Annotated in this window: 9 protein-coding genes; 5 read left to right on the top strand and 4 right to left on the bottom strand. The window is 68.2% G+C overall.

All coding sequences use genetic code 11. The features are described 5' to 3' along the window. Window positions 1–101: 101 nt before the first annotated feature. A complete protein-coding gene (locus tag ACIBSV_RS46355) occupies window positions 102–2,873 on the bottom strand; it encodes a cation-translocating P-type ATPase (RefSeq protein WP_395873572.1) in 2,772 nt (923 codons plus the stop codon). 954 nt (window positions 2,874–3,827) lie between these two features. Between ACIBSV_RS46355 and ACIBSV_RS46360 the strand changes: the two genes are divergently transcribed. Then, complete coding sequence (locus ACIBSV_RS46360) at window positions 3,828–4,964, top strand: site-2 protease family protein (RefSeq protein WP_395873573.1); 1,137 nt, start codon at window positions 3,828–3,830, stop codon at window positions 4,962–4,964. Here ACIBSV_RS46360 and ACIBSV_RS46365 read toward each other — a convergent pair. The 3 genes from ACIBSV_RS46365 to ACIBSV_RS46375 form a co-directional block, all read right to left on the bottom strand. Beyond that, a complete protein-coding gene (locus tag ACIBSV_RS46365; RefSeq protein WP_395873574.1) occupies window positions 4,933–8,619 on the bottom strand; it encodes a hydantoinase B/oxoprolinase family protein in 3,687 nt (1,228 codons plus the stop codon). The two genes, ACIBSV_RS46360 and ACIBSV_RS46365, sit on opposite strands and share 32 nt — an antisense overlap. A gap of 303 nt (window positions 8,620–8,922) precedes the next feature. Then, window positions 8,923–9,597 (bottom strand): CBS domain-containing protein, encoded by a 675-nt coding sequence (locus ACIBSV_RS46370; RefSeq protein ID WP_395873575.1) that lies wholly within the window; start codon window positions 9,595–9,597, stop codon window positions 8,923–8,925. Window positions 9,598–9,843: 246 nt separating this feature from the next. Continuing rightward, a complete protein-coding gene (locus ACIBSV_RS46375; RefSeq protein ID WP_395873576.1) occupies window positions 9,844–10,059 on the bottom strand; it encodes a DUF1918 domain-containing protein in 216 nt (71 codons plus the stop codon). Between the two features lie 386 nt (window positions 10,060–10,445). Here ACIBSV_RS46375 and acsA point away from each other — a divergent pair, with 386 nt between their 5' ends. Genes acsA through ACIBSV_RS46395 form a run of 4 tightly spaced genes read left to right on the top strand, consistent with a single transcriptional unit; the run spans window position 10,446 to window position 15,693 of the window. Further along, window positions 10,446–12,233, top strand: coding sequence for an acetate--CoA ligase (acsA, locus tag ACIBSV_RS46380; protein WP_395873577.1), 1,788 nt, complete (start codon window positions 10,446–10,448; stop codon window positions 12,231–12,233). Then, complete coding sequence (pdhA, locus tag ACIBSV_RS46385) at window positions 12,233–13,207, top strand: pyruvate dehydrogenase (acetyl-transferring) E1 component subunit alpha (RefSeq protein ID WP_395873578.1); 975 nt, start codon at window positions 12,233–12,235, stop codon at window positions 13,205–13,207. The genes acsA and pdhA overlap by 1 nt, the downstream gene beginning before the upstream one ends. Next, the gene (locus tag ACIBSV_RS46390) at window positions 13,204–14,307 is read left to right on the top strand and encodes an alpha-ketoacid dehydrogenase subunit beta (protein ID WP_395873579.1); all 1,104 of its coding nucleotides are present in this window, start codon (window positions 13,204–13,206) and stop codon (window positions 14,305–14,307) included. The genes pdhA and ACIBSV_RS46390 overlap by 4 nt, the downstream gene beginning before the upstream one ends. Further along, window positions 14,308–15,693 (top strand): dihydrolipoamide acetyltransferase family protein, encoded by a 1,386-nt coding sequence (locus ACIBSV_RS46395; RefSeq protein WP_395873580.1) that lies wholly within the window; start codon window positions 14,308–14,310, stop codon window positions 15,691–15,693. It begins immediately after the preceding gene. Window positions 15,694–15,695 lie beyond the last annotated feature (2 nt).

Genomic DNA, 15,695 nt, shown 5'->3' on the forward strand with positions numbered 1-15,695 from the left:
CGGCAAAGCCTGGCCGTCCCGCCGCGCGAGCACGTGCCGCCGAGATCTACGCAGCAGTTCGAACACGAGGCTGTTCGCATGGGCCGTTCTGCCCGCTCACCTCAGCGAACGCCCCCGCCGGTGGCGTAACGACGTCGACGCTTGGCACGCCTCGATTCGTCGGCGCCCCACACGATGAACGGGAAGGACGCGATGAGCGCCAGAACGTCCGCCGGGAGTGCCGATGTGCCGAAAAGCGCTTGGAACGGCGGGATGTAGATCAAGGCCGCGGTGAAGGCGATCTCGAACGCGATCCCCCATAGGAGCAGTGGATTCGACCACACCCCGACCGAGCGCAGCGAGGCGTGTTCGGTGCGGGCCGCGAAAGCCGTGCCGATCTGGCAGGCGACGATGCCCGCGAAGGTGGCACTGGTGGCCCGGAGGTAGTCGTCGTGCAACGGATGTCCCGAACCTGTGGGATCGCCGGGCTCCCAACCGGCACGCCACAACACGTAGAAGAACGCCACCATGACCAACGCCGCGGAGATGAGCCCGAGGAACACCCAAGCCCTGAAGAGCAGATTGCCGCGGATGATGCTCTCCTTGCGCGAGCGCGGTGGCCGGTTCATCAGGCCGGGTTCGGCCGGCTCTCGCCCCAAGGCAAGTGCGGGCAAGGTTTCGGTGCCCAGGTCGATCGCGAGGATCTGCAAGACGGTCAGCGGTAGTGGAATCTTCCCGCCGGACAATGCGAACACCAGGAAGGGCACCACTTCCGGAGTGAGGTGGGCAAAGATGTAGAGAATGAACTTGCGGACATTGTCGTAGACGCGGCGACCGGCTTCGATCGCCGCGACGATGGTGGCGAAATTGTCGTCGGTGAGCACCATCGTCGACGCCTCGCGAGCGACATCGGTCCCACTTCGCCCCATGGCCACGCCGATATCGGCACGATGCAGTGCCGGCGCATCGTTGACGCCGTCGCCCGTCATGGCCACCACATGTCCCACCGCTCGCAGCGCGTCCGCGATACGCAGCTTCGCCTCGGGCGATGACCTCGCGAAGACGATCTCGTCACCACTCCCGATGAGTTCGTCCAATCTCGCCTCGGACATCGCCTCGAGCTCTTCTCCCGTCACCGTACGAAGGCCCTCGGTACCGATGCCCACCTCACGGGCGATGCTGGTGGCGGTGACCGGGTGATCTCCCGTCACCACGTGCACCTTCAGGCCCGCCTCGTGGCATCTGCGTACGGCTTCCGGGACCTCGGGCCGGGCCGGGTCGACCAACCCGACCAACCCGAGGAAGCACAAGTCGTGCTCCGCGTCCTCCCGGTGCTCGGGAACAGGCCCATCCGCAGGGAAGACGCGATCCGCGGACGCCAGGACACGCAGTCCCCGTCCCGCGAATTCCGCCAGCGCTGCCTCGGTACGCCGGCGATCCTCGTCCGTCAGTATCCGGAATACGCCATCGTCGGCGATCGTGGCACAGCGGGGAAGTACCGCCTCGGGAGCGCCCTTGACGTCCAGCCGCCTGTGGTCGGCGTCGGGCGTCAACGTGGACATCAGTCGCAGCGTGGGGGTAAAGGGGAACAGGCGGAGCCGATCGCGATCCCGGACGGTTTCATCCACGCGCGTGTCACCGTGCGCTGCGGCTCGGAGGAGGGCGAGTTCCATCGGATCGCCGATCGCCGGCCGATCGCCGACGGCCACCGCAGCCGTCGTACAGGTGGCGAGGGATTGCAGCAGGTGCCGGTACTCCTGGGGCAACCCCGGCCTTGGAACAACGTCTGCTGCGGCCACTGCACCGCGAACGAGGGACACGTGCATGCGATTCTCGGTCAAGGTGCCGGTCTTGTCGGTACAGATCACCGATGTCGAACCGAGTGTCTCGACCGCGCTCAGTCGCTTCACCACCGCGCCCCGACGCGCGAGTACCCGCACGCCGACGGCGAGCGCGAGAGTGATGGTCGGCAACAGCCCTTCCGGCACGTTCGCCACCAGCAGACCTACCGCGAACAGGAACGCGTCCTTCAGGGAGAGTCCCGCCAACAGACCCAACGGCAGAAAGGCCAGGCCCACGCCTGTCGCCACTGCGGCAATGATCCAGGCGACTCGCTTGACCTGCATTTCCAAAGGGCTGCTCTCACGCTTCACGCGGTGACTGAGAGCGGCGATCCGGCCGAGTTCGGTGTGGTCGCCCGTGGCATACACGAGCGCGCGAGCCGTGCCGTCGACAATTGCGGTTCCGCTGAACAGGAGATCGGATGCCTCGAGCAGAGGTGGAGTACCCACGGCGTGCTGCGAGCCGCGTGTCACCGGCACGGACTCACCGGTGAGCGTGGACATGTCCACGTCCACCAAACCCTCGACGACGCGCGCGTCGGCGCAGACCCGATCGCCTTCGGCGAGCAGCACGACATCACCGGGAACAACCGACGCGGCGTCCACGGACCTGGACACCCCGTCCCGTACGACCCGGGCCTGCTCGGAAAGGAGGCGGCCGAGTGCCTCCACCGCCTGCTCCGCCTGGCGTTCCTGAACGAAGGCGAACGCGGCGTTGAGAACGACCACGGCCAGGATCGCGCCGGCCAGCGCGGGCGTCCCCGCCGCGAACGCCAAGAGCCCCGCACCGATCAACAGCAGTGCAAGGGGGTGCACGAACTGGGCCCCGAGGTCGCGCCACCAGGAGCGCTTGCCCCGACGTCTGATCCTGTTCGGGCCGTACGCCACCAAGCGCCGGGCGGCCTCGCGCTCGCTGACACCGTCCGTGCCGCATCGCAGATCACGGAGCAGTCGCAGGAGCGGCTCGCGAGGGTCCGGCTCGGCGGAGCCGGCCGACGGTCCCGATCCGGTTGCAGACGTCGGGTCCGGCATTTGCGCGCTTGGGTCAGTCATCGGACCTCCGCGGGCCCCTCATGGTCGGCGTTCGGCGAGATCGGACTCGAGCCTGGTGGTCTCCGGGCAGCCACAACCATGCGCGTGCCGGCGGACGTCACCGGGGCCGCTCTGTCAGGCATGTACCGCCCACACCACCACATCCGTCGTCGGTGTCGTTCGTCGCCGGCTCCGGCCGTTCGTCCGACACCGACACGATGCCCGTGATCGTCGTCACGCTCACCTCCCCATCGTCCCGTGAGCGTGGATGCTGCTCAACCGTGAGCAGCCTGCGTGCCGGGGGCGAGCCGCCGCCGACAGACGGCACGCCACTACTGGGAATCGCGCCCGCCGCGCCCGAACATGGCGAGCTTCAACGGCCACGGCTCCGCTGGGACGCCTCGCGATCCTGGACCCGTATGGCGCGGTCGGGCAACCGCGTGATGCCGGAAGTGTCGTGACGCACAGAGTCGCCTTATTGCGTTCACCTCGACCGGAGCAGCCATGAGGGCCTCCGAAGCGCCGCGAACATCCGCCGCGGTGGCACGCGCGGTATTCGAAGCCCTCAACGACGGAGATCTCGACCGTTTCGCCCCTTTCTCGGCCGACGGCGTCTTCGACGACTTCATCGCGGTCGGCGAGTTCGCGGGGCTGCGGTCGTGCGTTCCTTCTTCGCGGAACTCTTGGCCGCAGTACCGGACTTTTCGATCATCGCGGAGAACTCCCACGCTTCTTCATCGCATGGCCGCTCCTCGTGGCACCCCACCAGGAAAGGATGGTGTCCGCAGGGGGCGGGTGGGCCGTTCGGCCCTGTTCCCTCTTCCGGAAGGCGCGGTTCAATCGAATCGGGCGAGGAGGACGCGGCGGCGAAGCAACACCGCGCACCGCGCGATCAGGATCCGCCGGACCGGGTAACGACCCCGTCTCCGAAGACAGTGCGTCCTGTTCGAGCCGCGTACGACGAAGGAGAACACCGTGCGGGCGACATTCCCACTGGGGCGGCTCGCCGGGGTCCGGATCGGGGTGCACTGGAGCGTAGTGGTCATCTTCGCGGCGATCACGGTCGGGCTCGCGCGTACCCGTCTCCCCGATGCCCTCCCCGGGCACCCGCAGGTTGTCTACTGGGCGGTCGGTGTGATCACCGCCCTGGCGTTTTTTGCGTCCTTGTTGGCCCACGAGTTGGCGCACGCCGTGGTCGCCCGGCGGAACGGGATCGAGGTGGAGGACATCGTTCTGTGGCTGCTCGGCGGCGTGTCCCGACTCAAAGGGGAGGCATCCACGCCCGCCGTCGAGTTGCGGATCGCGGGCGTCGGTCCGTTGGTCAGCCTCATTCTGGGCGTGTTCTTCGGCCTCGCCGCGTGGCTGCTCAACACGGTCTCCGGCGCGAATCCGCTGGTCGAGGCGTTGGCCTGGCTCGCGGTTGTCAACGTCCTGCTGGCGTTGTTCAACTCCATTCCCGCCGCACCGCTCGACGGCGGCCGACTGCTGCGTGCGCTGTTGTGGTGGCGCACGGGCAACCGACTGCGCGCGACGACCGGAGCTGCCGCGGCGGGCCGGGGACTCGGCTGGGTCCTGATCTTCCTTGGCCTGTTCCTGGCCGTATACGGCGATACGTTCGGTGGACTGTGGCTGGCGCTGATCGGCTGGTTCCTCATCGCGGCCTCGACGGCGGAGGGACGCCAAGCCCAGCTACGGGAGACTCTCTCCGGGATTCCGGTGCGCAACGCCATGTCGCGGGAGCCTGTCACGATATCCGAGCGACTCACGGTTGCCGAGTTCTTGCGCGGCACGCGGTACCGGCACTCGGCGTTCCCGGTGACCGACGACGCCGAGACCCCGGTCGGATTGCTGACGCTGCGTGCCGCACAACACGTGCCGGAAACCGATCGGGACTCGGTCACCGTGGGTCGGATCATGCTGCCGATGTCTCGGGTGGCCGTCGCCGCTCCGGACGATCCGCTGTCCGACCTGCTGCTCCGGCTGGAGCCGGGGCCCGAGCACCGGATACTGGTCGTCGACGGCATCCGGCTCGTCGGAATCCTTTCCGCGTCGGACGTCAGCCGGATGGTGACCTCGCTCATCACGACCGATCCACGACGACGCGAGCGTTGACCGCAGAGGGCGTCGGAGGAAGTTCCCCCATTCGACCGGGCCCGTATCCACCCCCGCCGGGTGTTTCGATCACGAGGACGTCGTCGGGCCGCACATCGACGAAATCGCAGCCGGCCATCGGCACGGTGCTTCCGTCCGCTCGTTCGACGTGGTTGGTACCCAGAGCGCCCGGCGCCCCGCCGGCCATGCCGTACGGCGGCACCCGACGATGGCCCGACAAGGTGCTCACGGTCATCGCCTCGCGGAAGCGGATCCTGCGTACGGCGCCGTCGCCGCCGCGCCACTGTCCCGCACCACCGCTGTCGTGCCGAATGGCGAATTCCTCGAGCAGCACCGGGAAGCGCCATTCGAGGATCTCGGGATCGGTCAGCCGTGAGTTGGTCATGTGGGTCTGCACGACGGACGCGCCGTCGAACCCCGCCCCGGCCCCGGACCCGGACGCGATCGTCTCGTAGTACTGGTACTGCCTGTTGCCGAACGTAACGTTGTTCATCGTTCCCGATCCCTCGGCCTGGACGCCCATGGCGGCGTAGAGCGCGCCGGTGATCGCCTGGGACGTTTCGACGTTGCCCGCGACGACCGCGACCGGGTAGGACGCCGCCAGCATCGAGCCGGTCGGAATGACGATCCGCAACGGACGCAGGCAGCCGTCGTTGAGCGGGATGTCATCGGCGACGAGCGTCCGGAAGACGTACAGGACGACAGCGGTCGCCACCGAGGTCGGTGCGTTGAAGTTCGTGTCGAGCTGCCCCGAGGTTCCGGTGAAGTCGACTGTCGCGGTGCGCTGTTCGCGATCCACCGAGACTCTCACACGAATGAACGCGCCGGAATCCATCTCGTAGTGGTACTCGCCGTCGTCGAGGGTGTCGACGACTCGGCGAACCGCCTCCTCGGCGTTGTCCTGGACATGGCGCATATAGGCCTGGACCACGTCGCGACCGAAGTGGTCGATCATCTTGCCGACTTCTTCGACGCCTTTGTGGTTGGCGGAGATCTGGGCGCGCAGGTCGGCGAGGTTGGTGGCCGGATTCCGGGACGGATAGGCGGCCTCCACAAGATGTTGCCGGGTCTCGGCCTCGCGAAGTCTGCCGTTCTCGACCAGTAGCCAATTGTCGAAGAGGACGCCCTCTTCGTGGATTTCACGGCTGTTCGCGGGCATGGAGCCGGGAGTCGTTCCCCCGATCTCCGCATGGTGGCCGCGGGAGGCGAGGAAGAACAGGATCTTCCTGACGGCGGCGTCCGCGGGGTCTTTTCGCTCTTCGAAGACCGGGGTCACCACGGTGATGTCGGGCAAATGGGTGCCACCGTGATAGGGATCGTTGACGGCGTATGTGTCACCGGGCTTCATCGCTCCGGCCCGGCGGCGGATCACCTCCTTGACCGTGGTGCCCATCGATCCCAGGTGCACGGGGATGTGCGGGGCGTTGGCGATGAGATTGCCGTCCGGGTCGAACAGTGCGCACGAGAAGTCGAGCCGTTCCTTGATGTTGACGGACTGGGCGGTCGATTCCAGTCGCGCTCCCATCTGCCGGGCAATCGACATGAAGAGGTTGTTGAAGATCTCCAGCAGGACCGGATCGGCGCCGGTTCCGAAGCCGGCCGTGGCCCGGGCGCCCACACACTCGACGACCAAGTGGCCGTTGGTGGTCATGGTTGCTTGCCAGTTCGGCTCCACGACGGTGGTGGCGTTGGCCTCGGTGATGATCGCCGGACCGGTCACACTGTCGCCGGAGCCCATCCGTTCCCGTCGATGGAGGGGAACGTCACGCCACGCCCCGTCCGTGAACAGGGAAACGGTATCGGGATCCTCGGCCTCGTCGCTCGAGATCGTCTCGCCGAGGCGGCCGAGGTCGGGTGGCTGAGTGGCGCCGATCGCTTCGACCAGGAGCGCTTCGACGACGATCGCACGCTCCATGAGGAATGAGTACGCCGCGCGGTGGCGCGCCTGGAACATCTCGGTCATGGCGGCCACATCGGCCAGTTCGACGGGCAGGGCGGTGTCGGTGCCGTCGTATCGCAACCGCGCGCGCCGCGACACTCGGATCCGGTCGGCCGGGATGCCCTCGTCGAGGAGTTCGGCGCGAACCGCCGCTTCGAGTTCATCGACGACCGGACGCACTCGCGCCATCGCTTCCTCCAGAGGAACCTCCACAGACTGCTCGCGCATGGCCGTGGTGTCCGCCAAGCCGATGCCGAGCGCGGAGAGCACCCCGGCCATGGGTGGTACCAGGACCGTGCGGATGCCGAGGGAGTCGGCCACCGCGCAGGCGTGCTGCCCGCCGGCACCGCCGAATGTGGTGAGCACGTATTCGGTGATGTCGCGTCCCTTTTCCACGGAGATGCGCTTGACGGCTTCCGCGATGTTGGCCACTGCAATCTGCAGGTACCCCTCGGCGACCCGCTCGGGCGAGCGTCGGTCACCGGTGTGCGCCCGGATGTCCTCGGCCACTTCGGTGAACCGTTGGCGCACGACGGCGCGGTCCAACGACCGGTCGCCGCCCGACCCGAACACATGCGGGAAGTAGGCGGGCTGGATACGACCGAGCATCACGTTGGCGTCGGTGACAGTCAGCGGTCCACCGCCCCGGTAGCAGGCCGGGCCCGGAGCTGCGCCCGCCGAATCCGGACCGACTCGATAGCGACTGCCGTCGAAGTGCAGGATCGAACCGCCCCCGGCCGCGACGGTGTGGATGTCCAGCATGGGGGCCTGCAGGCGTACACCCGCCACCTGCGTGGCGAACACTCTCTCGTACTCGCCCGCGAAGTGCGACACGTCGGTCGAGGTGCCCCCCATGTCGAAGCCGATGACCTTGTCGAAGCCGGCCAGTTGCGACATCCGCGCCATGCCGACGATGCCACCGGCGGGGCCGGACAGGATCGCGTCCTTGCCCCGAAAATGCCCGGCTTCGGCAAGGCCACCGTTGGATTGCATGAACATCAGGCGGACGCCGCGCAGTCGGTCCGCCACCTCTCGCACATACCGGCGCAGCACCGGAGACAAATAGGCGTCGACGACGGCGGTGTCCCCACGCGGCACAACCTTCATCAGCGGGCTGACCTCGCTGGACAGCGATATCTGCGGGAATCCGATGCGCTCCGCGAGGTCTCCGATCGCCTCTTCGTGCGCCGGGTGCAGATGGCTGTGCAAACACACGACGGCAACGGCACGAAGGCCATCGTCGTACGCACGACGCAGCTCAACGGCCAGAAGGTCGAGATTTGGCGGGCGCAACACCGTGCCGTCGGCCGTGATGCGCTCGTCGACCTCGACGACCCGCTCGTACAGCGGCCGGGGCAGGATGATCCGTCGGTCGAAGATGCGGGGGCGGTTCTGATATCCGATCCGCAGTGCGTCCCCGAAACCGCGCGTGATCACCAGCAAGGTCCGCTCACCGGTGCGCTCGAGCAGGGCATTGGTCGCCACCGTGGTACCCATGCGCACGGAGTCCACCAGGCCGCCCGGAACCTCCTGTTCCGGCGACAGTCCGAGCAACGTACGCACGCCCTCGACCGCGGCGTCGCGATAGCGGTCGGGATTCTCCGACAGGAGCTTGTGCGTCGACAGTCGACCATCGGGGTGTCGAGCCACGATGTCGGTGAAGGTACCGCCGCGGTCGATCCAGAACTGCCATCCATCGCCAGGGTCGTTCGTCACTTGCGACTCCCTTCCGGGGCACCAGCCGAACCACGGCCCTCCGGCGGCTGCGGCGTCCATCGGTCGCCGGTCCGGCGATACCGATACACCCGTCGGGTGTGGCACGTGCCGGGCTTTTTGGGCATCCTCGCGGCACAACCGCGCGCTCGTCCTTCCACTGTGGCCCAGCTCGGCGAGTCGCGCATGGGCCGAAAGTGCCGGTGTCCGCCGGCCTTCGAACGAGATACGCGCGGGTCACACCTTCGGAGCGGCCCGATCGGCGCAAGCCCCGACGGCCCCGGTTCCGCCCGATGCCGGTGTGTCTCACGTGCCGCCGGCGAAACCTGGTCCATCGTCGGTGCGGTAGGCGATGTGCTCGACGACGGAGACCACACCGTCGATGCTCCGGCACAGCCGCTCGATGACCGGGATCAGGCTCTTGAACTCGACGGATCCACCGAGGGTGACTTGACCCTCGTCGACCTCGACCGTCACCTGCGAGGGCTCGAGGCGCAGTGTGTGCCGCAGCACCTCCTGTTCGATCTCCTCCCGGATGGCGTCGTCACCTCGCAGGAAGATGCGCAGCAGGTCAGCACGGCTGACGATGCCCTGAAGCCTGTCCGCCTCGTCCACGACGGGCAACCGCTTGATGTTCTGGACTGCCATCAGGCGAGCCGCCTCGACCACGGTCCAGTCCGGACGCGCGCACACCGCGGGAGCCGACATCAGTTCCTCGGCCCGAATCCCTTCTGCCTTGGCCCGCTCCCAGGCCTCCAGATCCGGAATCGGGCTCACGCCGGACAGATCGGCCCGGGCGGTGGACTTGCGCAACAGATCGACTTCGGACACCACACCCATGGGACGGCCCAACTCGTCGACCACAGGCACTGCGGTGACGTCGTTGTCCGTCAACAGTTGAACGATCTCCCTGAACGGCATGTCCGGCCGCGCGCGGACAACCTCTCTGGTCATACATTCCGCAACCGTTCGGTGGTGCATGTCGCCTCTCCCATCCCGAGTGTGACAGTCGGTCGTCGTCCCGTTTCGGGTATACCGAGCTGCTCCGCCACAGCTCCGGGCAATTTCCGGGGTCAGGCCACGCGCCGACCGCCTGCTCCCGTGCCTCGGCCACCGCGGTCGGAGCCCCGGGGCCTGATCCTGCGCCGATGGGCCGCCGGCGTGTCGGACGGGCCGGCGACGCCGTAGAGCCTGAGCCACGTCGGCAGAGGCTCGTCGAACCCTATGTCATCGACGCGTCACCGGCCGAAGCATCGCCTCGGGCTTCTCGACGTGCGTTTCGGGGCCGGGGAAGAACAATGACTCATGATCGTCCTCGGTCCAGCGCACCATGTAGGGCGGCGTACCGTCCGTGTGATCCACCCGGATCACCAAGCCGACACGTCGGGGTTCACCCACGTGCGGAGACTCGACTACCACCCAGTCGCCTACCTGTGCCTTCATGACGCCGCTCCCTTGTGGCTTCCGTGGTCCACGGCGGTGGCGGGGCTCCCGCGATCCGCCAAACTCAGGATGCCGCTCATGACCGCTTCGCGCACAGGGTCGTTCGGCCCTGTGAACTGCCTACGTCCGCGCGTTCGAACACGAAACCCGTCATCGGGCCCACCTCCGGGAACCGCCGGTGCGCCGCCGCCTATGACTCGCCCGCTGGCGTCGGCCGCCTCCGCGTCGCAGGGTGGAGTAAAGGGCACGACTCTTCGGAAGTGAGCCATGCGTACTGCGCGAGCAGCCCAGCGCTCGGGGACGAAAAGCGATCTGCGCCGGTATCCCGACGGGCGGCGGATCGGTCGCTGCCGACAATTGGTCGGTGCTCCGGTTCGGGCGCGGTCATGACGGCGCCGATCAGCCCGAAGGCCGGCCTCTTCCCGGTCGTGCCGAACATGCCCGACTACTCGGCCGCGGTACGGCGGTTCGACTGGGGGACGGCGCGCGCGGAGTTGGGCGGCCGGCCGTCGGGGGATCTGAACATCGCCTACGAGGCAGTGGATCGACATGTGGCGATGGGAAGGGGAGACCACGAGGCGATCCGTGTCGTCGCGCGCGACGGAAGAGTCCGCACCTGGACGTACGCGAAGCTGTGCGATGCTTCGGCCCGGTTCGCCGATGTGCTGACGAAGCTCGCGGTCGGGCGAGGCGAGAGAGTGTTCACACTCCTCGATCGCTGCCCCGAACTATTCGCGACGGTGCTCGGTGCGCTGCGCAACGGAAGTGTCCTGTGTCCGCTCTTCTCCGCCTTCGGTCCGGACCCGGTGTGCGAACGCCTGCGGCTCGGCGACGCTCGCGTGCTGGTGACGACGACGGCGCTGTACCAGCGCAAGGTCGCCGCTCGGCGCCATGAACTGCCGCGGTTGGAATACGTGCTCATCGTCGGGCCCGACGTCCCGCAGGCACACGGCGTCTTCTCCTACGACCTGCTGACGGGAGCCGCCCACGCAGGTGGCGCAGTAGCTCCGACCGGCCCCGAGGACATGGCCCTGCTCCACTTCACCAGCGGAACCACCGGCACTCCCAAAGGCGCCGTCCATGTCCACGAGGCGGTCGTCGCCCACCACGCGACGGCACTGACGGCGCTGGACCTGCACCCGGGGGACGTGTACTGGTGCACGGCCGACCCGGGGTGGGTGACCGGGATGTCGTACGGCATCATCGCGCCGCTCACCTGCGGAGTGACAGTGGTCGTGGACGAAGGGGATTTCGACGTCCGCCGCTGGTACCGCATCCTCACCGACCACAAGGTGACCGTCTGGTACACGGCTCCGACCGCCATTCGGATGCTGATGCGCACGACGCCACGGCAGCGGCCCGGCGATCTCCCCCTGGGGACCGACCTGTCCGCGCTTCGTTTCGTGGCGAGTGTGGGCGAACCGCTCAACCCCGAGGCGGTCCTGTGGGGACGGGACGTGCTCGGGCAACCCATTCACGACACGTGGTGGCAGACCGAGACCGGCTGCATCATGATCGCCAACTTCGCCGCGTGCGACATTCGACCCGGCTCCATGGGCAGGCCCGTGCCCGGAGTGACCGCGGCAGTCCTCAGACGCGGCTCGGACGGCCGCGTCGAGGTCACGGACGGGAAGGTCATCGTGCTCGACCAGCCGGATATCGAAGGAGAGTTGGCGTTGCACGTCGGGTGGCCCTCGATGTTCCGCGGCTACCTGCACGAACCCGACCGGTACGACGGATGCTTCGCCGACGGTTGGTACCTGACCGGCGACTTGGCCCGGCAGGATCCCGACGGCTGGTTCTGGTTCGTCGGTCGGGCCGACGACGTCATCAAATCCGCGGGCCATCTGATCGGGCCGTTCGAAGTGGAGAGCGCGCTGCTGGAGCACCCCGCCGTCGCGGAGAGCGGCGTCGTCGGCCGCCCGGACCCGCTGGCCGGAGCCATCGTCAAAGCGTTCGTATCCCTTCGCCCCGGTTTCGCGCCCACCGACGGGCTGCGACGCGAACTGCTCGCCTTCACACGCGCCCGGCTCGGCCCGGCGGTCGCCCCCCGAGAGATCGAGTTCGACCAGGATCTTCCCAAGACCAACAGCGGCAAGGTCGTCCGGCGGCTGTTGCGGGCCCGCGAACTCGGCCTGCCCGAGGGCGACGTCTCGACCTTGGCGAGGCCGTGATGAACGATCGCGAACACCTTCGGGACCTGCTGTACCGGATGCTGCTCATCCGCCGCTTCGAGGAGCGCTGTGTCGAGCTCTACAGTTCGGCCAGGATCCGCGGCTTCGTGCACCTGTACATCGGTGAGGAAGCCGTCGCGGTGGGGGTGAACGCCGGGTTGGCGCCCGACGACGCGGTCGTGGCGACCTACCGCGAACACGGCCAGGCGTTGGCCAAGGGTGTTCCGGCGCAGGCCGTGATGGCCGAGATGTTCGGCAGGATCACCGGATGCAGCCGTGGCAGAGGCGGCTCGATGCACCTTTTCGATGCCGAGCGGCGGTTCTACGGAGGCAACGCCATCGTCGGTGCGGGCTTGCCTCTGGCGGCCGGCTTGGCTCTGGCCGCCAAGATGCGCGGCGAGGAAGGCATCACCTGCTGTTTCTTCGGGGACGGGGCCTTCGCCGAAGGCGAATTCCACGAGACCGCCAACCTCGCGGCCCTGTGGGGCCTGCCGCTGCTCCTGGTCTGCGAGAACAACCGCTACGCGATGGGCACTGCCCTGGCCCGCGAACACGCCCAGACCGACCTCGCCATGCGCGCCGCCTCCTACGGCATGGCCGCGTGGGCTGTGGACGGCATGGACGTAGTGGCGGTGGAAGCCGCGACGCGACGGGCGGTGGCGTCCATCCGCGGGGGCGCGGGCCCACACTTCCTGGAGGCCCGCACCTACCGGTTTCGGGCGCACTCGATGTACGACCCGGACCGCTACCGCGAGAAGGAAGAGGTCGAGTGGTGGAAGACCCGCGACCCCATTCCCATGCTGGCCGCAGGGTTGCGGCCAGCCGGGGCGCATGAGGACACCGACCTCGACGACCTGGAGGATCGGGTCGCTCAGGAAGTGTCCGACGCGGTGCGAGCCGCCGAGGAAGCACCCGAGGAACCGGTCGACGATCTTCTGCGCTTTGTCACCACCCCGCCGGAGGTGAGGACATGACGGGCCGAAAACCGACGGGTGCCGTACCGAAGCGGGCCGGAAAGCGCTCGAAGGGGGCGACCGGGAACAAGCGCGAGGTCAAGGCCGCGCCCGCGTCGCGGGAGAACGGATCCGAGCCCGACGAGGAGGCCCGGACCACGTACCGCGAGGCGATGCGCGAGGCCATGCGTGAAGCCATGCGCAGCGACGACCGGGTATTCCTGATGGGTGAGGACGTGGCCGCGTATGGCGGCTGTTTCGGCGTGAGCCTGGGCTTGCTGGAGGAGTTCGGTCCCGACCGCGTCCGCGACACGCCACTGTCCGAGTCGGCGTTCGTGGGAGCGGGCATCGGCGCGGCCATCGCCGGGATGCGGCCGATCGTCGAGATCATGACCGTGAATTTCAGTCTGCTGGCGATGGACCAGATCCTCAATACGGCCGCCGCGATCCAGCACATGTCCGGCGGGCAGATCCGGGTACCGCTGGTCATCCGCACCACAACCGGTGCCGGACGCCAACTCGGTGCGCAGCACTCGCACAGCCTGGAGGTGTGGTACGCGCACATCCCGGGGCTGCGCGCGATCGCGCCCGCGACCGTGGAGGACGCACGTCACATGTTGGCCGCCGCGCTGGCCTGCCAAGACCCGGTGGTCGTCTTCGAGCACACCGGTCTGTACAACCTCGCGGACGCCCTCGATCCCGATCGGACTGCCGTTGACATCGATTCCGCACGGCTGCGCCGATCCGGTACCGACGTCTCGCTCATCACCTACGGGGGCTGTCTGCCCCGGACCATGGCGGCCGCGCAGACATTGGCCGCGGAGGGCATCAGCGCCGACGTACTCGACCTGCGCACCCTGCGTCCGCTCGACACTACGGAGATCCTGGCCACAGTCGCCCGCACGCACCGTGCGGTCGTGGTCGAGGAGTGCTGGCGCAGCGGCGGGCTCGCCGCCGAAGTGGCGGCGCGGATCGCCGAGTCTGCGTTCTACGAACTCGACGCCCCGATCGAACGCGTCTGCACGGCGGAGGTTCCCATTCCGTACGCCCACCAGCTCGAACAGGCCGCGATCCCCCAGGTGGAGGACGTCGTCGCGGCCGTGCACCGGGCGGTGAGCTGAATGCCGGAGTTCACGATGCCGTCCCTGGGCGCGGACATGGACGAGGGCACGCTCACGGAGTGGCTGGTCCACGAAGGCGATCGGGTGGCCCGCGGCGACGTCGTCGCGGTCGTCGAAACCGCGAAGTCCGCCATCGAGGTCGAGTGCTTCGACGCGGGAACCATCACGCGCCTGCTCGTGGAGCCGGGTCGAACCGTGCCGGTCGGAACTCCACTGGCTGTGATCGAGACGTCCGGGGAACCGTCTCCTGAGCCGAGCACCCCGGCCGTGGCGTCCCTGCCGGCCGGCGAGCCGTCGAAGCCCGGCGGGTCGCCGCCCCCCGAACACGATCGGCGCACGGCAGCCGAAGCGGAGTCACCCCTCTCTCGTGGCACCTCACCGATCGGTACGTCACCGCTCGTACGGCACATGGCCGACGAACTCGGGGTACCCCTGGCCGCGCTGCACGGTTCCGGTCCGGGTGGGCGGGTGACCCGTGCGGACGTCCGGGAGGCTGCCGACTACGCGCGAGAGGGCACTGCCGCGCACGAACGTCCGGCGGCGTCGCCGTTGGCACGCAGGCTTGCACGGGAACTGGAAGTGGATCTGCGCGCCGTCAACGGCAGTGGCAGGCATGGCACGATCAAGGCGGACGATGTACGCGCGGCGGCACGGGAGAAGGACTCTCCCGTGAGCGTGGGGCGTGCGACGGCCGCGGCGCCCGCCACGCCCGTACGTGGCCGGCCGGGGACCATGCGGACGGCGATCGCCGCGCTCATGAGCCGCGCCAAACGAGAGATCCCGCACTACTACCTGTCCACGACCATCGACCTGGCCGGGGCCGTCGATTGGGTGCGCGCCTACAACCGCGGCCGACCGGTGGCCGAGCATGTGGTGCCGGCCGCGCTGCTGCTCAAGGCAACTGCTGTCGCGGCAGGTCGCGTGCCGGAACTCAACGGGTTCTGGATCGACGACAGGTTCGTGCCCGGCCCGACGGTACGGTTGGGAGTAGCGATTTCCCTGCGCGGTGGGGGCCTGGTCGCCCCGGCCTTGGAGGAGGCCGACCGGATGCCGCTTCCCGAGCTGATGGCCGCACTGCGCGAGGTCGTCGAGCGCGCTCGCGCCGGGCGCCTGCGCAGCACGCAGAGTGCCGATCCCACGATCACGGTCACCAATCTCGGCGAGCAGGGCGCGGAGGCCGTTTTCGGGGTCATCTACCCACCTCAGGTCGCACTCGTCGGTTTCGGCAGGGTCACCGAACGACCCGTCGCGGTCGATGGTCTCCTCGGTGTGCACCCGACCGTGACCGCGTCGCTCTCCGCGGACCATCGGGCGACGGACGGGGCGACCGGCTCCCGATTCCTGACCGCGGTCGACCGCTTGTTGAAGCACCCGGAGGCGTTGTGAAC

Source organism: Embleya sp. NPDC050154, assembly GCF_044460165.1.
Classification (GTDB): domain Bacteria; phylum Actinomycetota; class Actinomycetes; order Streptomycetales; family Streptomycetaceae; genus Embleya.

Excerpts from the sequence above, each read along its gene's own strand:
- acsA (WP_395873577.1), top strand. The coding sequence starts at position 10,446 with ATGACGGCGCCGATCAGCCCGAAGGCCGGCCTCTTCCCGGTCGTGCCG.
- ACIBSV_RS46390 (WP_395873579.1), top strand. The coding sequence starts at position 13,204 with ATGACGGGCCGAAAACCGACGGGTGCCGTACCGAAGCGGGCCGGAAAG.
- pdhA (WP_395873578.1), top strand. The coding sequence starts at position 12,233 with ATGAACGATCGCGAACACCTTCGGGACCTGCTGTACCGGATGCTGCTC.
- ACIBSV_RS46375 (WP_395873576.1), bottom strand. The coding sequence starts at position 10,059 with ATGAAGGCACAGGTAGGCGACTGGGTGGTAGTCGAGTCTCCGCACGTG.
- ACIBSV_RS46370 (WP_395873575.1), bottom strand. The coding sequence starts at position 9,597 with ATGCACCACCGAACGGTTGCGGAATGTATGACCAGAGAGGTTGTCCGC.
- ACIBSV_RS46355 (WP_395873572.1), bottom strand. The coding sequence starts at position 2,873 with ATGACTGACCCAAGCGCGCAAATGCCGGACCCGACGTCTGCAACCGGA.
- ACIBSV_RS46395 (WP_395873580.1), top strand. The coding sequence starts at position 14,308 with ATGCCGGAGTTCACGATGCCGTCCCTGGGCGCGGACATGGACGAGGGC.